Origin of the sequence: Pseudomonas sp. S5D5, from assembly GCF_003013355.1 — a bacterium.
GTDB lineage: Bacteria > Pseudomonadota > Gammaproteobacteria > Pseudomonadales > Pseudomonadaceae > Aquipseudomonas > Aquipseudomonas aylmerensis.
The window spans coordinates 4322057-4342759 of the sequence record NZ_PTEO01000001.1 but is presented as its reverse complement, the minus strand read 5'-3'; the positions used below and the strand labels follow the sequence as shown (position 1 = coordinate 4342759).

General features: G+C 65.5%; 7 protein-coding genes. 4 read left to right on the top strand and 3 right to left on the bottom strand.

The annotated features are described in order from the left end of the window. Nucleotides 1-159 precede the first annotated feature (159 nt). Nucleotides 160-12210, top strand: a complete 12051-nt coding sequence (locus C9990_RS19535) for a filamentous hemagglutinin family protein (RefSeq protein ID WP_106804358.1) — start codon at nucleotides 160-162, stop codon at nucleotides 12208-12210. 180 nt (nucleotides 12211-12390) lie between these two features. Here C9990_RS19535 and C9990_RS19530 read toward each other — a convergent pair whose 3' ends face one another. The 3 genes from C9990_RS19530 to C9990_RS19520 form a co-directional block, all read right to left on the bottom strand. Next, nucleotides 12391-13974: a hypothetical protein gene (locus C9990_RS19530; protein ID WP_106804357.1), complete on the bottom strand. Its 1584-nt coding sequence runs from the start codon at nucleotides 13972-13974 to the stop codon at nucleotides 12391-12393. 66 nt (nucleotides 13975-14040) lie between these two features. Continuing rightward, the gene (locus C9990_RS19525; RefSeq protein WP_106804356.1) at nucleotides 14041-15774 is read right to left on the bottom strand and encodes a hypothetical protein; all 1734 of its coding nucleotides are present in this window, start codon (nucleotides 15772-15774) and stop codon (nucleotides 14041-14043) included. Further along, on the bottom strand, nucleotides 15771-17558 hold the full coding sequence (locus C9990_RS19520) for a tyrosinase family protein (RefSeq protein WP_106804355.1): 1788 nt from the start codon (nucleotides 17556-17558) through the stop codon (nucleotides 15771-15773). Before C9990_RS19520 ends, C9990_RS19525 begins: the two co-directional genes overlap by 4 nt. 157 nt (nucleotides 17559-17715) lie before the next feature. Here C9990_RS19520 and C9990_RS19515 point away from each other — a divergent pair, with 157 nt between their 5' ends. The 3 genes from C9990_RS19515 (at nucleotide 17716) to C9990_RS19505 (ending at nucleotide 20691) form a co-directional block, all read left to right on the top strand. After that, nucleotides 17716-18189 (top strand): Lrp/AsnC family transcriptional regulator, encoded by a 474-nt coding sequence (locus C9990_RS19515; RefSeq protein ID WP_065905934.1) that lies wholly within the window; start codon nucleotides 17716-17718, stop codon nucleotides 18187-18189. A 259-nt stretch (nucleotides 18190-18448) separates the two neighbouring features. Next, nucleotides 18449-19042 (top strand): transposase, encoded by a 594-nt coding sequence (locus C9990_RS33120; protein ID WP_065905936.1) that lies wholly within the window; start codon nucleotides 18449-18451, stop codon nucleotides 19040-19042. A 59-nt stretch (nucleotides 19043-19101) separates the two neighbouring features. Next, entirely contained in the window at nucleotides 19102-20691 is a 1590-nt protein-coding gene (locus C9990_RS19505; RefSeq protein ID WP_177410341.1) for a ShlB/FhaC/HecB family hemolysin secretion/activation protein, read from the top strand. Nucleotides 20692-20703: the final 12 nt, after the last annotated feature.

Below are 20703 nucleotides of genomic sequence, written 5' to 3'. Positions count from 1 at the left end.
CCGATCAGCAACGGCCTGTGCCGTTGCTGATTTTTTTGCGCTACCAGCCCCATGTGAACTTTCCATGACAGAAGTTCAGTCCGGCCCCTCGCCAACCGCCTAACCCTCATACGCGGGCGTGTCTTGCCCCTGGCGAATTACAAACAAGGAAGATCTCCGATGGTCCGCTGCAAATCACCGGTAAACCGCACTGCCCAAGGCCAGAGCGCCCAGACGATCCTGCGCCTCAAACCGCTGGCCCAGGCCATTGCCCTGTTGATGGTGGCGGGCAACGCCCAGGCGGCCACGGCCTTCAGTTCCGGCTGGTTTGCCGACAAGGGCGCGTCCCAGGCGGCGACGGCGGCGCGCACCGGGGCGGGCCAGGTGCCGGGGATTCCATCGCTGAACCAGCAGGCGCGGGTCAAGCAGCAGTTGTCGCGCTCGATCAGCACGCTCAACACCAGCGTCGCGGCGATTGCGGCGCAACAAGCGGCGCAGGCGGCAGGGCGCCAGGCTGCCTTCGGCCAGGTCTCGACCGTTCCCGATGGCCTGGGCAAGGGCGGCCTGCAGGTCGATAACAGCCTCACCCAGGGCTGGACCAACGCCAGGGGCCCGGTGCAGACCCAGGCCGGCGGCAAGACCACGGTGACCATCGAGCAGACCGCCGACAAGGCGATCCTCAACTGGGAGACCTTCAACGTCGGGCGCAACACCACGGTGGATTTCCAGCAGCAGGCCAGTTGGGCCGTGCTCAACCGCGTCAACGACCCCAACGCGCGCCCCAGCGAGATCCAGGGCCAGATCACCGGCGCCGGCACGGTGATGATCATGAACCGCAACGGCGTGGTCTTCAGCGGTACCAGCCAGGTCAACGTGCGCAACCTGGTGGCCGCCGCCGCGAACATCACCGATGAGCAGTTCACTCAACGTGGCATCTACGTGGACGCCACCGGCACCCAACCAACCTTCACCGATGCGGCGGGCAAGGTCGAGGTCCAGCGCGGCGCGCTGATCCAGACCCACAGCCCGGCCACCTCCACCGATGCCGGCGGCTATGCCTTGCTGCTCGGCACAGAGGTGGAAAACGCCGGCACTATCAACACCGCCAAGGGCCAGGCGACCCTGGCGGCCGGCGACAGTTTTTACATCCGCAAGGGCGTTGGCACTACCGGCAATGACCGCTCGACCACCCGTGGCAATGAAGTGGCGACCAGCCTCAACGCCGGCAGCAGCGCCGGCAAGGTCACCAACAGCGGCTTGATCATGGCCTCCACCGGCGACATCACGCTGACCGGGCACCAGGTGCAGCAAAATGGCGTGGTCCTGGCCAGCACCTCGGTGGACACCCGCGGCACGGTCCATTTGCTCAACGCCGCCACCGACACCACCGGCAGCGTGACCCTGGGCGAGGGCAGTACCACCGCGATCCTGCTGGACAGCAGCGGCAGCACCGCGCTCAACAGCCAGAAAGGCAATGGCCTGGTCAACCTTGATGGCACGCCCGCCAACCTGGCCACCGGCGCGTTCAACAATCTCAGCGCGGTGGCCGACCGCACCGACCAGTCACGGATCGAGATCGTCAGCGGCGGTACCGTGGACTTCCAGAAAGGCTCGATCACCCTCGCCACCGGCGGCCAGGTCGCGGTCAGCGCCGCTGGGCGCAGCCTGGTGCGCGACGGCGCGATGATCGATGTGTCGGGTGCCGTCGGCGTCAAGGTGTCGATGGAATCCAACAACATCAAGATCAACGTGCAGGGTAACGAGCAGCGCGATGCGCCCGTCAACCGCGATGGCGGCCAGTTGATCAACAACGATGTGTGGGTCGACCTGCGTGAGCTGGTGTTTGTGCCGGCGGGCACCAACGGCTATGCCACAGACCGCTGGTACACCGCCGGCGGCTTGCTGGAAGTCGGCGGCTACCTCGGCACCCAGGGCCACTCGGTGGGTGAATGGATGGCCCAGGGCGGCACCGTGACCTTCACCGGCAAGGAGGTGGTGACCCAGCAGGGCGCGCAGATCAACCTGTCCGGTGGCACCGTGGATGTGCAGGCCGGTTATATCCAGCAGACCTGGCTCAAGGGCCCTAATGGCCGCCTGTATGAAGTCTCCAGGGCGCCGGGCGACATTCTCTATTCGGGTTTCTACAAAGGCTATGAAGACACCAGCGCACGCTGGGGCCAGACCGAGTACTACTACAACCCGCTGATCGCGCCACAGCGCCGCTACGAGGCCGGTTATACCGTGGGACGCGACGCCGGCAAGCTGGTGGTCGGCACCACCAGCGCGGTGCTCGAAGGCCAGTTGATCAGCGACGTGTTCCAGGGCGACCGCCAGACCCAGGCGCCGAACATCAACCTCGATGGCTACCAGCAATCGCAGAAGGCCCGGGCCCAGCGCGCGCAACTGATCATTGGCCAATACATCCCGATCTACAACAAGACCACCGGCACCTTGCGCTATGCCCTGAGCGGCAGCACCGACCAGGTCCTGATCGACAGCAATACGCAGAAGATTGCCGATGGTCTCGACCTCAGCACCGCCTTGCCGGCGGATCGCCAAGGCACGCTGGTACTCGACAGTGACCAGCTCAATGGCTACCAGTTGGGCGCGGTCAAGGTTGGCGCCACGCAGCAGATCACCGTCAATGGTGTGCTGAAGGTGGCGGACGGGGGCGACATCACCCTGTTCGGGCCGGGCGTAGCCATCAATGCCAACCTCACGGCCCATGGTGGCAGTCTCAATGCGGGCAATATCCTCAGCCAGGTCGACCCGCTCAAGGCGGGGGCGGTCGGCGATACGATCCTGGCGGGCAACGGCCGCCTCGACGTTGCCGCCGGCGTCAGGCTCGACACAAGTGGACGCTGGAATAACCTGCTGCTGGACCCTGCCGACGTGGGCGGCGTGGCCTCGGTGAACGGCGGCAAGGTGTCGCTGCGCAGCACCGGCAATGTGCACCTGGCAGCCGGCAGCGTGGTGGATGCATCCTCCGGTGGCAGCCTTGGCCTCGACGGCAAGCTCGCCGGCGGCAAGGGCGGTGACGTGACCATGGGCGCCCTCGGCAACCTGGCCCTGGACGGTGAAATCCGTGGCTATGGCGTCAACGGCGGCGGCACCCTGGCGTTGCAGGCACGCAAGGTGCAGATCGGCGACAGCGCCACCGCACCGACCGCCGACACACTGAAACTGGCGGGCGATTTCTTCAACAAGGGCTTCTCGGCCTATGACATCACCGGCAACGAAGGTTTGCTGGTCACCGACGGCACGCGCGTGGATGTGACCACGCCGGTCTATCGCCTGGGCGAGCAGACCTCCACCAGCCCCACGGGCAGCGACCCGGCCACGGTCCTGGAGCGCTGGACACCGGCGCTGTATCAGGAAGACGCCACCAAGGGCGTGCTGACGCAACGGCGCGGCGCCAACCTGACCTTGACGGCAGGGCATCAGGAATCCACGGCGGCCGAACTGGCGACGACCACGCTGAATGTGGGCAAGGGGGCGGTGATCAACGTCGACCCTGGCCAGGGCATCAACCTGCGCAGCGTCGGCCAGTTGACCCTGGACGGCACCCTGAACGCCTGGGGCGGCAGTGTCAGCCTGGGCGGCTTGACGGTTCCGGCTTCCGAACTGGTCAACGCTGGCGGCCACGGTCGTTCGATCTGGGTCGGCGAAAACGCGCTGATCGACGTCGCCTCGCGGGCCGTCACGGCAGTGAGCAATCGCGGCAGTGTCTACGGCCAGGTCCGCAATGGCGGCACCATCAGTATTGGCGGCGACATCGACCTGGCCACCGGGATTGCCAAGGCCAGCGACCTGTTTGTGGTGGTGCGCGACGGCGCCCGCCTGGATGCCTCCGGTACGCAGGCGGCCCTGGATATCCCGGGCCAGGGCCGGGTGCAGGTGGCAAGCAATGGCGGCCGCATCAGCTTTGCGTCCAACAACGGCCTGTACCTGGATGGCAGCTTTGTAGCGCGTGCCGGTGGTGCAGGGGCGGCGGGCGGCAGCTTGTCGCTGGCGCTGGAAAGCCCGTACTACGCCATGAGCGCCGTGACCGACCGTGTGCTTAACGTCCGTGAACTGGTGCTCAGCCAAGCCCACCAGGGCAGCGCATTGCCGGGCAGCGCCGACGCGGCCGCCGCCAGCCTGGCGTACGGCCATGGCGCGCTGGGCGTGGACCAGGTGCGTGCCGGCGGGTTTGACAACCTGGCCTTGCTCAGCAATGGCCTGCTGAGTTTTGACGGTGATGTGTCGCTGAACATGGGCCAGAGCCTGCGCCTGTACAGCGGTGCCATGGGGCTGACTGAAACGGCGGCGGCCAATTCCCGTATCAACCTGTCGGCGCCTTACCTGCTGCTGGCGGGCATCCTCGCGCCGCTGGACCCGAACAAACAACAATACCTGCATCCGGTGTTGACCAGCGGCATGTCTCAACGTGACAGCCAGGCGCTGTTCAATGCCTCCGGCAACCTGGTCGATGTGCGTGGCAATGTGCTGTTCAGCAACAAGAGTGACCTGACCCTGAGCGATAGCAGTCAGGTGAGTATCGACCGTCGCGGCTTCGATGATGTGCAACTGACCAGCCAGGGCGACCTGCGGTTTCTGGTGGGGGCGGGTGCGGATGTGATCGCTACCGGCATCAGCACGCAACTGATGACGCGCGGTGATATGACCTTGCGCGCGGCGCAGCTGTACCCGGCGACTGAGGTCGGCGCGAGGGTGATGGCGGGCTATCTGGACGCTAACAATGACACCACGGGATACAACTACGACCCGACACGCACCCTCACCATCGCCCGTACCGGCAACAGCACCGCTGGCGTGCCGTACTCGGCGTTCGGTCGCCTGCAACTGGGTGGCCCGACCATCAAGCAGGGCGGGGTGGTGCGTGCGCCGCTGGGGCTGATTGAGATCGGCAGCCTGGGCTCCAGCAAAGTTGAACTGCTGCCGGGCAGCCTGACCTCGGTGAGCGGCAGGGGCCTGGTGCTGCCCTACGGCGGTACGGTGGATGGCCAGATCTATCAATACAACGGCAAGACCGTGACGTTCCTCGGGCAGGGCGGGATACCGACGTTGAACGGTGGCCTGCAGGTCGGCGTGGTCCTTGGCGGTGAGTCGGTGGCGGTGCTGCCTGAGGCCACTGTGGACCTGTCCGGCGGCGGCGAGTTACTCGGCGCCGGGTTTATTTCCGGGCGCGGCGGTTCTACCGACGCCCGCTACAACCCGTTGATGCAGATCGGGGCCAACGGCGGTTTTGTGCTGCCGGGCCTGGGCACCAACCCGGTCTACGCGATTGTGCCCGGCGTGCAGCCCGGCTACGCACCCGTGGCGCCGGAGGGCGGCGCGGTCGACCCGTTGATCGGCCAGCAAATCACGATCGGCGCAGGGGTGCCGGGGCTCGCGGCGGGCACCTATACCCTGATGCCGTCGACGTATGCCTTGATGCCCGGCGCGTTCCGAGTCGAAATCAACGGCTTGGCCGGAGCCGCAGGCGTGGGGCCGACCCAGCAGATGCGCAACGGCTCATGGTCGACTGCGGGGCGGCTGTCCATCGCCAATACCGGGATCAGCAACAGCATTGCCAGCCAATTGATCCTCACGTCGGCCGATACCTTGCGCCGTTACTCCCAGTACAACGAAACCAGTTATGCGCAGTTCGCGGTGGCCGACGCCGCCAGGCTCGGCGTGCCTCGGGCGATGCTCGAGCGGGACGCCAAGACCCTGGAGCTGGCCTTGCGGCCGGGGGCCGGTGCAGATGCCTTCTCGTTCCAGGGGATCGGCCGTTTCGATGCGGCTGCCGGCGGTTACGCCGGTACCGTGGCGGTGCTCAACATGGACAACAGCGAAATCGAAGTGGTGGCGGCAGGCAATGCGGCCACAGCGGATTTCGCTGGCGTCACCGTGGATGCGGCGAGCCTCAATGCCCTGGGTGCCGCACGCCTGATGATCGGCGGCATGACCCAGGTCTCGTATGGCCAGAACGGTGGCTACATCAACCTGGCGAATATGCCCAGCGGTTCGGTCACCCTGCGTACGGGGGCGACGTTGGCCGCGCCGGAAGTATTCCTCTTGAGTGCTGACGGGGAAATCGTGGTGGAGCAGGGCGCGTCGATCAATACGATCGGGCGCGGCAAGGCCAGCTATGACGCACGTGATGGTTTTGTCTACAGCGTGGGCAATATGCTCGCGGTCTCCAATGGATTGCTCAATGTGGTCAGTGCGCCCGCGGGCAGCAGCAGCGGCGGGATCAAGCTGGGCACGTGTGCCAGCGACCCTTGCAGCGGGCAAACCGCTCTCTACTCCGAGGGCAGCATCGTCGCCTTGACTGACAAGACCCTGCTGATGGGCGACGAGGTGCGTTACGGCACCCGGCACCTCAACCTCGGCGTCGCCAGCATCAACGTCGGCAGCCCGCAGGCCCTGGCTGACGCTGCCGCGGCCAATCGCCTGCCGGCGGGCCTGACCCTCACCCAGCAAGTGCTCGACCGCTTGCTGCGCGGCGACACCCAATTCGGCGCCCCGGCCCTGGAGACCCTGCAACTGTCGGCACGCGACAGCTTCAACTTCTACGGATCGACCACCCTCGACACCTACGACGCGGTCACGGGCAAGTCCCTGTTGAACAACCTGATGCTCTCCACCCCGGCGATCTACGGCGCGGGAGGCGCGAATGATGTGGCGACCATCCACACCGCCAACCTGATCTGGCAGGGCGCCGAGGCAGCCCCCGGCACTGTGGTGGCTGGCGGTGCCGGTACCGGCAGCGGGCGCCTGGACATCAACGCCGAGCGCATTACGTTCGGCTATGGCGAGTTCGCCCAGGCCAGTACCACCGCCACCTTGAACCGCCTGGCGCTGGGCTTTGCCAACGTCAACCTGAATGCCAGCGAGCGCATCACCGCCAACCACAAGGGCAGCCTCTCGGTGTACCAGAGCCAGGGCGCCTACGACGCGATCAAGGGCTTTGCCTACAGTGGCGGTAACCTCAATATCCTTACGCCACTGATGACCGGCGAAGCCGGCTCGGTGAACAAGATCACCGCCGGTGGCGCCATTGATGTCAGCGCCTCGTCGGGGCCGATGGGCAAGGTGGAGGGGCTTGGCGGCGAGTTGTCGCTGCAGGGCGACAGCCTGCGCCTGGCCAGCGCGGTGGTACTGCCCAGCGGCAAGGTGACCCTGGGCGCCCGTGGTGATGTGGTGCTGACCGACAACGCCTCGATTGATGTGTCCGGTCGCGCCATCGTGTTCGACGACCTGACCAAATACAGCGCGGGCGGCGACGTGGTGCTGCAAAGCAGCGCGGGCAGTGTGCGGCAGGCCACGGGCTCGACCATCGACCTCTCGGCCACCTTCAACCAGGCGGGCAAGCTGCGCGCCGTGGCGGTGAGCGACGCGGCGGGCACCGTCGACCTGGCGGGCAAGATCCTCGCCGGCAGCAGCGGCTACTACGATGCCGGCGGCACGCTGGTGCCGTACCTGGCCGGCGCGGTGGAGATCCAGGCCCAGCACCTGGGCGGCAGCGGCAGCCTGAGCGAGCGGTTCGCGGCCCTCAACCAGCGCCTCAACCAGGGCGAGGTGTTTGGTGCGCGCAGCTTCCAGCTCAAGCAGGGCGACTTGACGATTGGCGACGGCGTCAAGGCTAATACCGTCAATGTCTCGGTGGACAATGGCAGCCTGCTGGTCACCGGCCGAGTGGACGCCAGCGGCGAACGCGTCGGCAACATCAACCTGGCCGGCAAGAACGGCCTGACGCTGGCCGGCACGGCGGTGCTCGACGCCCATGGCACGCAATTGCGCGTCGACAGTTACGGCAAGATCATCGATTCGCCGAACCGCGCCAGCGTGGTCCTGGGGTCGGGCACTGGCCAGTTGACCCTGGCCGACGGGATGCGCATCGACCTGCGCCATGGCACCGAAACCGCCACCGGCAATGACGGACGCAACCGGGGCACCCTGGAACTGAATGCGCCTCGCGTGGGCGCCAATGACATTGCCATCGACGCCAGTGGGCGCCTGACGATCCAGGGGGCACGTTCGATTGCCCTCAACGGCATGGCCACCTACACCGATGCGCCGGTCGGCACCGACACCACGGCCACCGGCCGGCCGTATCAAGTCGTCACCCAGCAATACCTGGATGACCTGCATGCGTTAAGCACCACCTACATCAATGCGGCGCTGAGCAATACCAACCTGACGCAGACCAAGCTGGCCGGCCTGAACAACGCGACCTACGGCGATACCTTCCACTTGCGCCCCGGTGTGGAAATCCGCAGCAACAGCGCCGACGGCGACCTGGTCGTGCAGGGCGACCTGAACCTGTCCGGCTATCGCTACGCCAGCCTCAAGTCGACCCAGCCTACCGAGGCCGGCAGCCTGACCCTGCGCGCCGGTGGCGACCTGAATATCTACGGCAGTATCAACGATGGCTTTGCAGCGCCGGCCGCGACTGCGGATGACAACGGCTGGGTACTGCGCGCCGGTGTCGACTTCACCGGTGGCACGGTGGTGGTGCCGGGCAACGGCGTGACGCTGGCGGACGGCACTACGTTCCCCGGCGGCGTGGCCCTCAACTTCGACATCTCGATCAAGGCCCGCAGCCTGCCGGCCGGCACCCGCTTGCCGGCGGCGGCAACCCTCAATGCGACCCTGGCACTGCCGGCCGGTACCGTGTTGGCGGGCGCGGTGCGTAATGCCTCGGGGACCGTGCTGTACCCGGCGGGAACGATATTGACCCAGCGCGTGAGCTTGCCGGCGGGCAGCATCCTGGACGCCGGCACCGTGCTGGTCAGCCTCACCAGTGTGCGCATCATGACCTGGCCTGCGGGAGTGCCGTTGCCGGGGGTATTGGGCAGCACCGCGACGGTGATCCTCAATGGCACCAAGCCGCTGCCCCGTGGCGCGTTGTTGCCGGTGGGCACCAACGTCAAGTTGCCGGGCAATGCCACCTCGGTGCAACTACGTGTGCCGGGGGCGGATGGGCAAGGCAAGTTGTGGGCGGCGGCGCCGATGCTGCCCGCGGGCTCCGAGGCCTGGTCGATGCGCCTGGTGGCCGGTGCCGACACCCAGGCAGCCGATAGCCGAGCGCTGCAACCGCAGCCGCAGGCCGGTAACCTGCGCCTGGCCGACAGCCATTACGGCGTGTTTGGCCCGAGCAAGATCGTCGGCGGCAGCACGCGTTTCAGCGTGATCCGCACCGGTGCGGCGGACCTGGAGTTGCTGGCCGGCGGGGATTTGAGCATGGAATCGCTGTTCGGCGTCTACACCGCCGGCAGTGCCACGACCGCCACAGCCGGCAGCCCGGCGGGCGCCTGGTTCCCGGAGGGGGGCGGCAACCTGTTGTTGAAGGTCGGCGGCAACCTGACCGGCAACATTACCAGCAAGGCGCGCTCCACGGGCGGGCGTCCGGTGACGACCGATGGCGAGGTGGATTCGGCCAACGTCGGCAATTGGCTGTGGCGCCAAGGCAACGGCTTGAGCGGCAGCCAGGCGCAATCCACCGCGTGGTGGATCAACTTCGGCGCGATGGTGCCCGTCGCGGGCCTCGCGGACCGGATGGTGGGCTTCACCGGGTTCGGCACCCTGGGCGGCGGCAACCTGAATGTCGAGGTCGGTGGCGATGCGGGGATGCTCAAACCGCTGACGGGCTACGTGGCCGCCAACGTCAGCCCGCGCAGCACGGGCCTGGTGCTGGCGGTAGGCAGCACCGGGCGGGTCGCGGCCGATGGCAGCCTGCAACTCACCGGGGGCGGTGACTTGAACGTGCGGGTGGGCGGAGCGGTCAACCCTGGCAGCCAGATTGCGCTGGAGCATCTCAATGGTGCGGTGGTCGACCTGCGCGGGCATGTACAGATGACGGGCGGCGCCCTGGGCAGCCTGACGCTGCGCTACGGCAGCCAACCCAAGGATCAAAGCCCCAGCGAAATCCGCGCCTACGATCCGAGCCGCTCGACGTCTGCGGCCGCGACCGGGGGCTGGAGCCTGCTGCCGGGCGATGCGACCTTCAATTTGTCTACGCGTGGGGACCTGGTGCTGCAGGACGTGGCCGATCCGGGGCGCGCGCCGCAGATGAATGTCCTGGCGTATGAGAACAATGGGGTCAGTGGCGTTGGGCAGAGCTGGTTCAGCCTGTGGACCGACCGCACGGCCATCGACCTGTTCTCCGCCGGGGGCAATCTCACGCCGCTGACCGATACCGCCGAGTCGGATCTGGCGGCGGTGTATCCGGCGACGCTGCGTGCAGTCGCGGCCAACGGCAGCCTGTACTACGGCCGCGCTTCGACGTTGAACACGAACGTATTGCCGCCGCTCAAGGCGCTGGTATTGGCGCCGTCGACCAACGGCCAGTTGCAACTGCTGGCGGGGGATTCGATCTATGGCGGCGACTTGACCATCAGCCGTTCCAGTGCGGCGCCGGACACCTTGGCGAGCATCCTGCACCCGGCCTTCCAGGGCTTTATCGGCGGGCGAGCGGACGTGGGCAGCGGCAACGTTTCCACCGACGCCAACGTTGCCAGGCTGGGCATTTCGTTCCCACTGTTTGCCTTTGGTCCAAATACCGCCAGCACCCAATGGGGGGATGCCCTGGAGCCCGCGCGCTTCTATGCAATGACGGGGGATCTGCTGGGGGTCAACAGTGGGCGTACGCTGACGATGACCACCGCCGACGATCCGCGCCTTGGGCAAACCTATTTTGAAGGCGCAGGTCCGGTATGGATGCGGGCCGGGCGCGATATCGTCAGCAGCGGTACCGGCCTGGCAGGGGCCAGCGGTGGCGACGACAGTACCGGTAGCTACACCTTCGCCGGCAACCTGTTCGTGCACAACAGCCCAACCGATATCTCCATCGTCAGCGCCGGTCGCGACATCCTCTACAGCAGCTTCAACGTCGCCGGGCCCGGCAATCTGGAAGTGAGCGCCGGGCGCAATATCCTGATGGACGACAAGGTCGGTATCACCAGCCTGGGCGCTGTGGCGGCGGGCGACACACGCCCCGGCGCGAGCATCGTGATGCAAGCCGGCGTCGGCGCCAACGGCCCGGATTACCGCCGCTTCGTCGAAACGTACCTGAACCCCGCCAACCTGGCGCAACCGGGCGAGTCGTTGCAGGGCGCCAAGGTGGCCAAGACCTACGAAAACGAACTGGTCGGCTGGCTGGCCGAGCGCTTCGGGTTTGTCGGCAACAGCGAGCAGGCCCGCGCCTACTACGCCAGCCTGCCGGCCGAGCAACAACGGGTGTTTGCCCGCGACGTGTACTTCGCCGAACTCAAGGCCGCCGGCCGCGAGTACAACCAGGACGGCAGCGTGCGCCAGGGCAGCTACCTGCGTGGCCGCGCGGCGATTGCGGCACTGTTCCCGGACAAGGACGTGGCCGGCAACCCGCTCACCTACAAGGGCGATATCACCCTGTTCGGCGGCGCGGGCGTGCACACCAACTTCGGTGGTTCGATCCAGATGCTCACGCCGGGCGGCAGCCAGACCTTCGGCATCGAAGGCGCCGCACCGCCGTCCACCGCCGGTGTGATCACCCAGGGGGCCGGCGATATCCAGCTGTATTCCCTGGGCAGCATCCTGCTGGGCCAGAGCCGCATCATGACCACCTTCGGCGGCTCGATCATGGGCTGGACCAGCGAAGGCGACATCAACGCCGGTCGGGGCTCCAAGACCACCGTGGTGTACACGCCGCCCAAGCGTGTCTATGACAACTGGGGCAACGTCGGCCTGTCGCCATCGGTGCCGAGTACCGGTGCGGGGATCGCCACGCTCAACCCGATCCCGGAAGTGCCGGCGGGGGATATCGACCTGATTGCGCCGATGGGCACCATCGATGCGGGCGAGGCGGGCATTCGTGTGTCGGGCAACGTCAACATCGCTGCCTTGCACGTGGTGAACGCGGCCAACATCCAGACCCAGGGCAAGTCGTCCGGGGTGCCGGTGTCGGCCACCGTCAACACCGGGGCCATGAGTTCGGCCAGCGCGGCAGGGGCGGCGGCGTCCCAGGCGGCGGAAGACGCGGCGCGCAGCCAGCAGACAGCGGCCAAGCAGGGCCGGCCGTCGATCATGACCGTGGAAGTGTTGAGCCTGGGCAGCGAGCCCTTGCCGCAAGAACCGGCGCCCGCGCAGAAGACCTCGGGCTACAACCCCAACAGCCCGGTGCAGGTCCTGGGCGCGGGGCCGCTGAGTGAACAGGCGCGGGCCCGCTTGACCGACGAGGAGCGCAAGCAGATCAGTTTGTAGATTTACAGAAGGACCTCTCGATGTACCTTTGGGGCGATCAATGATCGCCCCGTTTTTTTGGCTGCTGCCCGGACCTGTGTAGGCGCTGGCTTGCCTGAGATGGCATCACCTGGGTGTGCCTGATGTACCGAGGTGCCTGCATCGCCGGCAAGCCGGCGCCTGCAGAGGCACCTGCGTCGCCTATGGATTGTCCTTGAGGGTCTTGAATGCCTCCACGCGCTTGATCAGCCGGGCGTTCTTCGCCGAGTCGGCATTGCCGAACAGAAAGGAAAAATCCGAGGCCAGCCCCGAGGTGCCGGCAATCGCCGCGTACTGGTGACAGGCATTGCAGTTGTCGTTCTGCACGTAGGTCTCCAGGGTCGTGTTGGCCACCACCCCATTCTGATCGCTGACATACGGCCCGTAGGACAGCGGCGTCTTCACGTTCGGCCCCGGCCCCGGGTCGTTGGGGGCATTGGGCGTCTTCGACCACAGCACATTCACCAGTTTGTAGTACTGGAACACCGATTGGCCCTGGGTTTTCTCGGCAAAGGTCTGCTGCACCGCCGTGTTCAGCGCCTGCAGGTCCTGGGGCCTGGCGTTCACCCGCGTGGCCTGCACCGGCTGCTCCAGTGGCGTGCAGTTGGGCGGGGTATGGCTGGCGTCGCATTGCACGCGCGCCACATTGGGTGTGCAGGCCGCGCCGGTGCAGGCCGGGTTGTTGAAGCTGTAGCCATCCGGCGGTGCGGCGCCGCCATCGGGCACGTTGTCGACCTGCTCGAAAGTGCTCCAGATGAAGTTCGGCTGGGTCTGGGTCTTGTTGATGATATGCAGACCCACCAGCCCCACCACTTCCTGGGTGCACTGCAGGGTGTCGGGGCGTTGCAGCCAGGCCACGGTGGTGAGGTAGCGCCCGTACAGCTCGGGCTTGTTGGTGAGCACGCGCCAGGCGGCCTTGAGTTCCAGGGCGCCGAGTTCTTCCTGGGGCAGGGCCTTGGCCGGCAGTTCGCGCACCAGCTTGCCTGCCGGCAATGACAGGCCGGCGGGGTGCCGATTGTCGCTGTTCTGCGCCACGATCAGCTGGTTGGCTGCATCGTACAGGCCGTTATTGACGATGTAGTCGAACTCGGCCTTGCCGACCTTGCGCTCGAAAAACACCAGGTTGCCCGCCTGGTCCGTCAGCCAGCCGCCGGAGGCCTCCATGATCGAATCCGGCAGGGTCACCTGGGTACCGCTGGACAGGTGAAAGCGATGCTTGCGGTTAATGGCGCTTTCCGAGGTGGCGGTGATGAATTTGCGCGCGCCGCTGGCAAACGCCTTGAGGTTGCCGGAGGCGCTGCAATTGGACGGCACCAGGGTTTCGACACCCCAGCCGGACGGCTTGGCCGCGCCGGGCAGGAAGATATCGCTGGCATCCTTGTAGCTGGCCCACACCGGGGCGTTGCTCATTGGCTGGCCGGGCGTGGGCGGCACGCCGAACTGGGCCGCGCTGCTTTGCGTGTCCGGCTCGCCGGCCAGGCTCGGATTGGCGGGCCAGCCGGGGTTGACCGACCAGTTCATGGCGATAAACAGCTGCCAGCCGAAACAATTGAGAAAGTCCTGCTCGGTGCCGAAATTGTTCACCGGCAGGAAGCCGCCACTGGTGGGATCGAACACCAGTTGGCTGACGCAGCTCTGGGCGTCTGTTGCGGCACTGGCCGCGGGTGGGGCCAGCAGCAGGGCGCAGGTTATCCAGCAGAACACACTCAAGCGTGCCCGGCGCAGCGGGCGAGGCCATCCGTTCATGATCGCATTCCTTGCTCAAGTCTCAGGGGGCGGCCGCCCCTGCCAGGCAGCGGCGGCCGCAGGCATTCAGGCGCCGGGCACCAGGGCCAGGCCGCTTTCCCACGGGTGCTGGGTCGCACTGGGGTTGGCGGCTTCGCTCGGGTTCAGCGCACGCACGCTGACCAGTCCCGGCGCGGCGCTGCTGCTGACCGTGACGGTCATGATGTAGCCCTGGGTGCCGCCGCTGTCGGTTTGCCCCGGGATAGCCGAGGCGTCCGGCAGGAACTGCGTGACCTGGGCGGTGATCCCCGGGTTGGAGAACTGCACCCGCGCGTCGGCGACCGTGGTCTGCGGGTCGGCGCCTTGCACCACCAGCACGAACTGCGCCGAGGTGCCGGGGGCAAAACTGGCCGGCAAGTCGCTGGGGGACTGGCCGTAGAACAGGTCCAGCGGCAGCAACTGCACGGGCCAGGGTTGCGTATCGGTGTTGTTCGCCGCGACACATTCGCAGGCTTCGGGCGTGGCGGTGAGGGGCGCCGGCGTCACGCTGAGGGCCACATCCAGTTGATCGGCGATGACCCACACGTAATTGATCGGCGTGCCATTGATGGTGATGTCGTTGATCGAGAACCCGGCGCTTTGCGGCACCTCGAACACCGCTTGCAGGATCTGGTCGGAGTTGTTCGGGCCGGTGCCGGCGGTGCCACGGGTCACGCGCCAGTAACTGCTCACATCCTGGCCTTGAGGGCCTTTCCAGCCGCTGAAGGACTTGGGCTGTTGCAGGTACAGGCCGATCGGATTGGTCAACGAGATGAGGTTGTTCACCGCCGCCTGGTTGGCCGAGAAACCGATGTGCGGGTCGGAGTTGCGGTAGTTCTGCCCGTACTGGGCGCAGCAGATCAGGCTCTGCTGGTTGGCGCTGCTGCGGATCGGCCGCAGGATGGTGGCCGCGGCCGCCAGGTAGATCTCGGCACTCAGGGTATTGGGCCCGGAGGTCAGGTGCATCGCACCGCCCGACACGCCGGGGATGCGCACGGTGCCGCTGTTCCATTTGTTCACGGTGTCGTAGGCGGGGCGGCCGGTGGTTTCATCGATCACCGGGTCGCCGGCGTTGCCGGTCGGACCGTTGGCGGTGTAGCGCAGGTACAGGTCTTCGAGTTTCACCTGCGGGTCGACATACGCCTGGTACAGCCCCAGCACGGCATTCGGATCGATGTTCCACATGGTCAGGAAGTAGGCCGGGTTTTCGCTGGTGAACATGATGCTGCGCATATTGCCGTCGGGGTCGCGGGTGATCGACCACTCGCAGTATTCATCCAGCCAGCCCCGTGGGCCCGAAGGCGAAAAGTCGGCGTAGGGACCGTTCCAGTTGATTGATTTGCACAGCACGCTGGGGATCTGCAGCTGGGTGGCGGTCGGGTCCGGATACAACGAAAACAGTGTGCCGTCGAGGTTGATCTGGCCGTGGTCGGTGAGTTCCATCACCTGGTCCAGGGTCATGGCCTTGCCGTTCAACTGCGGCACCACGGCGGCGCCGTTGTTGTAGAAAAACGTCCACAGGCGGTTGGGGAACGGCTGCCAGGTAATGGTGATCGGCGTCTGCGTGCCGTAGCCGCTTTCGATCGGGTTGTAGTAGCCCGAGCGCGGCGCGTCGTTGAGGTTGGACCAGGGGTTGCCGATGACCGACATCTGGGTCCAGCCGGTGACGTTGTTGTTCCAGTTGGTCTCGAAGGTCGACAACTGGTCTTCCAGGCCCAGCTTGTTGTAGTCCTTGGGCGCCTGCTCGGCGGGGGAGGTGAATTGGGTGAAGGGTGTGCTCATGTCGGTTCTCCAGCAGGTGTGTGGTGGGACGTGGAGCAGCAACCGGCGCCCGTAGCGGGGCCGGCGGTGGTTTGGCGTGGGTCGTCCCACACCAGTCGCGCGATAAAGCCAGGCAGCGGCGCGTACGCATCCGGCGTCAGTACCTGGCCACTCTCGAGATGGGTCACGATCAGCGATAACTGCGCGGCATCCGTCGGCGTCAGGTGCAGCGCCTTGACGCTGCGCGCAGCATTCAGCGCACGGGACACGCCCTGGGTGATGCAGCGGCCCTTGTCGTCCACCAGGCCCATGCCGATCCGGCTGAAACGCCCGACGTAATGCGGGTTGTCTGCGTTCACGTGCTGTGCGGTGGCGTCTGGCTGATTGAGAAAGACGTCGATCAGGAAGGTGTCGTGGGTGCAGCGCACATGGTCGAACACCACCCACGGGCCGGTCCCTGCCGCCTGAGCCTCGCAGCAGGCTTTGGATGCACCGAACTGCGGCGCCACCGGGGTGCCATAGTCGTAGCCGATGTGGCGGCTGTCCTGGGCCATGTCGCCCAGGGTGGTGTAGCGCCAGGCATCCGCGCTGGTGAAGCTGACCTCGTCGGCCTGGTGCCCGGCGAATGGCTGCAACAGGCACTGGGTGGTGTACTGCGCGGCCGGATTGGCGCGAATCCACACTTCGAGCATGCGGTCGATATTGGCGTGGTAGGAGCAGAACACCGGGTCGAAGGCGGTGTAGGCGTTGTCGGCCATGTCGCCGCCGATCCAGCCGTGATAGTTGTCGTGGGGCTGTTCGTAGAGCCCGTCGAAATTCAGCGCGCGATTGGGGTACAGGTTGTCCGGCTGCGGCGGGTCAAACGTGGTGATGTTGGCCCAGGGATAGCCCGGCACGCCCTGGGGCTGGCTGAAGGTGGTGAAGGTGAGCGCATCCAGCACTTGCTGCTGGAAGATCCGACTCATGCCATACAGGCGCGTGCGCTCGACACGAAACGCCTCGCCCTGGGTGTAGAACAGCGGGTTGCGCTGCACATAGCGGCAGTCCACGCCCTCGACGCTGGCGCTGGCGCAGACTTTTGAACAGCCGTCCTTGGCCGCCGCATAGCGCAAAGGGTTGCGCCGCACTTCGCCGGTGTGCGGGTGCACGTAGGTCTCGTCGAGGAAGGCCTGGGGCAGCCCGGCCTGCGGGCTGCCATCGACACTGGCGTCGGCGGCCATCCAGTCCCAATAGGGAATCGCGCAGTCGATCAGCGCTTCCAGGTGCAGCAGGTAGGCGCGATGCCACAGGGCAAACGCTTCCTGGTAATGCAGGCACCAGTTGGTGTGGATGTAGGCGTAGCGCTGCCAGGGCGAGCCGCTGTCCGGGTCGCCGATGTGCATCACGTCATCCAGGCGGGCGCGGTACAGGTTCAACTGCTCCGGACTCAGGGCGCGGATGTCCTGGCGTACGCGCTTGACCGGCTGCGGCAGGGCCGGTGGGGGGATGCGCTCGGCGGGGTCAAAGGCCGAGCTGGCGTCCAGTCGCCAGCCCTGGTTGACCCACAGGCGGAAGGTTTCCAGCGCATCGATCGGCCAGAATTGCTGGGGGTCGGTGGTCAGCGGCATGTTGCGCGAGGCGAGGTGCTGGTAAATGGTCTGCGACCAGGCCTTGACCGAGTCCGGGTCTTCCAGGAACACGTCGTAGGCGTTCATGCAGCCCGCCCAGGTGGCGGCGACGGCGGCGCGCGAGGCGGACGGTATCCAGTAGGGGGCGCTGAAAAGGCCGTGGATATCAGCGGTCCATGTCGGTTTCGCGACTATCATAAGATCCCTCTCATGCCGCCCCGGGCCAGGTGTTGGCTGGGCTGCTAAGCTGGATTGATGTTAACGAGCCGCTGCGCAGGATTTGTGCAAATTGGCCCGTCTTCGCGACGGATTCATTGCAATTTTCAAGGACGATTTACAACCGATGACAGACGCCATGGATTTGAAGATCCTGGGCAAGTTGCAAAAGGATTGCGACCAGAGCCTGGAGTTGTTGAGCGACAGCGTGGGGCTGTCGTCCACCAGTTGTTACCGGCGGATTCGCCGCATGGAAAGCGTGGGGATTATCAAGGCAAAAGTCGCGGTGCTCGACGAGCGCAAGCTGGGCATCCAGGTGACCGCGTTTTTCCTGATCAAACTGGACAAGGACAGCCACGATATCGACCGCAAGATGCAGCACATCCTCACCCGCCACCCGGAGATTCAGGATTGTTACCTGCTGACCGGCGAGTTTGATTTTGTGATGGTTGCCAAGTTTCGCGATGCGACGGAATACACCGAGTATATCTATCGGTTTCTGGAGACTTATCGGGATATTCCGATTCGGACTTATTCGTCGACGTTGGTGGTACGCACGGTTAAAAAATCCTACGAACTGCCCCTACAAGGGGTGGGCTTCCCTGCGGGTTAGCGGCCTTGAAGACAACCGATCTACCGTGTGCAGCAGCTGGCTTGCCAGCGATGGCATCGCCGGTAAGCCGGCTCCTACAGAAAAGCGCATGCGTGATCGAGTCCTCCCAGTAACCCACTCAAGCAAAAATGAAGCTTTCATGACAAAAGTTCGGTAGCCCTTGGCCACTCCCGTCTCTCCTGTGTAACGCGCTTGAGGACGCCAGACAGGCGTTCTTTTCAGCCGCAAGCAGGATGCCAGGAGTGGGGCGATGGGAACTATGGAACGTTACTCGAAAGTGGGCATGCAGGAGCTCGACCAGCGCCTGTCGAAGATCGTCGAAGCGGCGCGCAAGAAGCCGGTTTCGGTGTATCGCTACGGCGCGCCGTGGGTGTGGATCGTCTCTCAGGACGATTGGCAGGGCGCCTTGAAGGAAGTCGCGAGCTTCATCCCGGCGGGCCATTCCCTGGTGTTGCTGCGCCCGCAGATCGATGAAATCCTCGACCAGCATCGCGACTGGCTGGTGGCCGAAGCCCCGATGTCGATAGCCCCGCACACGGTGCTGCAGATCCTCCTGCTGCAACTGTTGTATTCGGTACCCAGCGAGCAGCAATTGCATGAACAGCTCAACTACAACCTGCTGTTCCGCTGGTTCGTCGGCCTGGACCTGAACCAGAAGGTCTGGAGCATCCACGCGCTGACCCGCGACATCGCCACGCTGCTGAACAACCCGCGGGCGGTGCAACTCATCCAGAAAATCATCGGTGACGTGTTTTGTGGCGCCTTGCTGCACACGCCGGAGTTCTCCTTGAACTTCGCGCTGTTGCACACCTGGCTGGCACGCCACGGCAGTACCTCGATCGCCAGTAATTGAGCTGGCCATACGTCGCGCCATCGGCGGCGGCGCACATAATCAGAATGTCAGGGGGCGGTGTGGAGCATCTGTTCAAATCAACGCTGGCGCTGTGCTGCATGGCGCTGGGCGCCTTGGCGCAACCGGCGTGGGCCGAGGAGGGGGAGCAAGCCCCGGCGCGCAAGGTCGACGTCAACGAGTACTTCGTGCGCGGCAATACCGTGCTCGACGCGGCGACGATCGAGGAGGCGGTGTACCCGTTTCTCGGTCCGCAAAAGACCCTGGACGATATCGAAGGCGCCCGTGACGCGTTGCAGAAAATCTACCAGGCGCGCGGCTATCAATCGGTATTCGTCGAGTTGCCGGAGCAGAAGGTCGATGACGGCATCGTCTACCTGCAGGTCAGCGAAACCAAGATCGGCCGGGTCCGTGTGGTCGGCGCCAAGCATTACTCGCCGGTGGAAATCCGCGAGCAGGTGCCGGCCCTGGAAGAGGGCACGGTGCCGGACTTCGCCACCGTGCAAACCCAGTTGGCCGGGCTCAATCGCGGGGCTGGTCGCCAGGTCACGCCGCTGGTGCGCGAAGGCCAGCGCCCGGGCACCATGGACGTGGATTTGCAGGTCGAAGACCAGAACCCCTGGCACGCCAGTATTGGCCTGAACAACGACTACAGCGCCGACACCGAAAAGCTGCGCTCGGTGGCGACCGTCGGCTACGACAACCTGTGGCAACTGGGCCACAGCATTTCCCTGACCTACTTCACTGCGCCCCAGGACACCGACAACGCCAAGGTCTGGTCGGGCTCCTACACCGCGCCGCTGGATGAGCGCTGGGCCGTGCAGTTCTCCGGTTACCAGTCCGACAGCAACATCGCCACCATCGGCGGCAGCAACGTGCTGGGCAAGGGGCATTCCTACGGCGTGTCGGCGATCTACAGCCTGCCGGCCATGGGCAACTGGGCCAACTCGTTCTCGTTCGGGGTCGACTTCAAGGACTTCGACGAGCAGATGAAATTCGGCGCCAGCAGCGACCAGGTACCCCTCAAATACGCACCGATGACCTTTGGCTACAACGGCTATCGCTACACCGAGCAATCCCAATTGGGCCTCGGCCTGAGTCTGGTGGTGGGCACGCGCGCGTTCTTCGGCTACGGCAGCGACGCCGAGGAGTTCGAGTACAAGCGCTACAAGGCCAGCGCGAGTTTCGCGGTGCTCAAGGGCGACCTGAATTACACCTACACCTTCGCCAACGACTGGCAGTCGGCGACCAAGGGCGGCTTCCAGCTGGCCTCGGGGCCGCTGGTGTCCAACGAGCAATATTCCGCCGGCGGCGCCACCTCGGTGCGCGGCTACCTGGCGGCCGAGCGCACCGGGGATGAGGGCTATCTGCTCTCCCAGGAATTGCGCACCCCGTCCCTGGCCAAGTTCCTTGGCAGTTACGTGCAGGAGTGGCGCTTCTACGCGTTCGCCGAAGGCGCGCGCATGCGCCTGCACGACCCGCTGCCCGAGCAGGAAGACGAATACAGCCTGGCCAGTGTCGGCCTCGGCACCCGCGCCAGTTTGAGCAAGTGGTTGTCCGGCAGCCTGGATTGGGGCTACCCGCTGCTCGATGGACCGAACACCCAGAAACAGGACGCGCGACTGCACTTCAGTGTGCAGGCGACTTTCTGACTTTTTCTTCCG

Coding starts and splice junctions, on each gene's coding strand:
- C9990_RS19535 (WP_106804358.1), top strand. CDS start 160: ATGGTCCGCTGCAAATCACCGGTAAACCGCACTGCCCAAGGCCAGAGC.
- C9990_RS19530 (WP_106804357.1), bottom strand. CDS start 13,974: ATGAACGGATGGCCTCGCCCGCTGCGCCGGGCACGCTTGAGTGTGTTC.
- C9990_RS19525 (WP_106804356.1), bottom strand. CDS start 15,774: ATGAGCACACCCTTCACCCAATTCACCTCCCCCGCCGAGCAGGCGCCC.
- C9990_RS19520 (WP_106804355.1), bottom strand. CDS start 17,558: ATGATAGTCGCGAAACCGACATGGACCGCTGATATCCACGGCCTTTTC.
- C9990_RS19515 (WP_065905934.1), top strand. CDS start 17,716: ATGGATTTGAAGATCCTGGGCAAGTTGCAAAAGGATTGCGACCAGAGC.
- C9990_RS33120 (WP_065905936.1), top strand. CDS start 18,449: ATGGAACGTTACTCGAAAGTGGGCATGCAGGAGCTCGACCAGCGCCTG.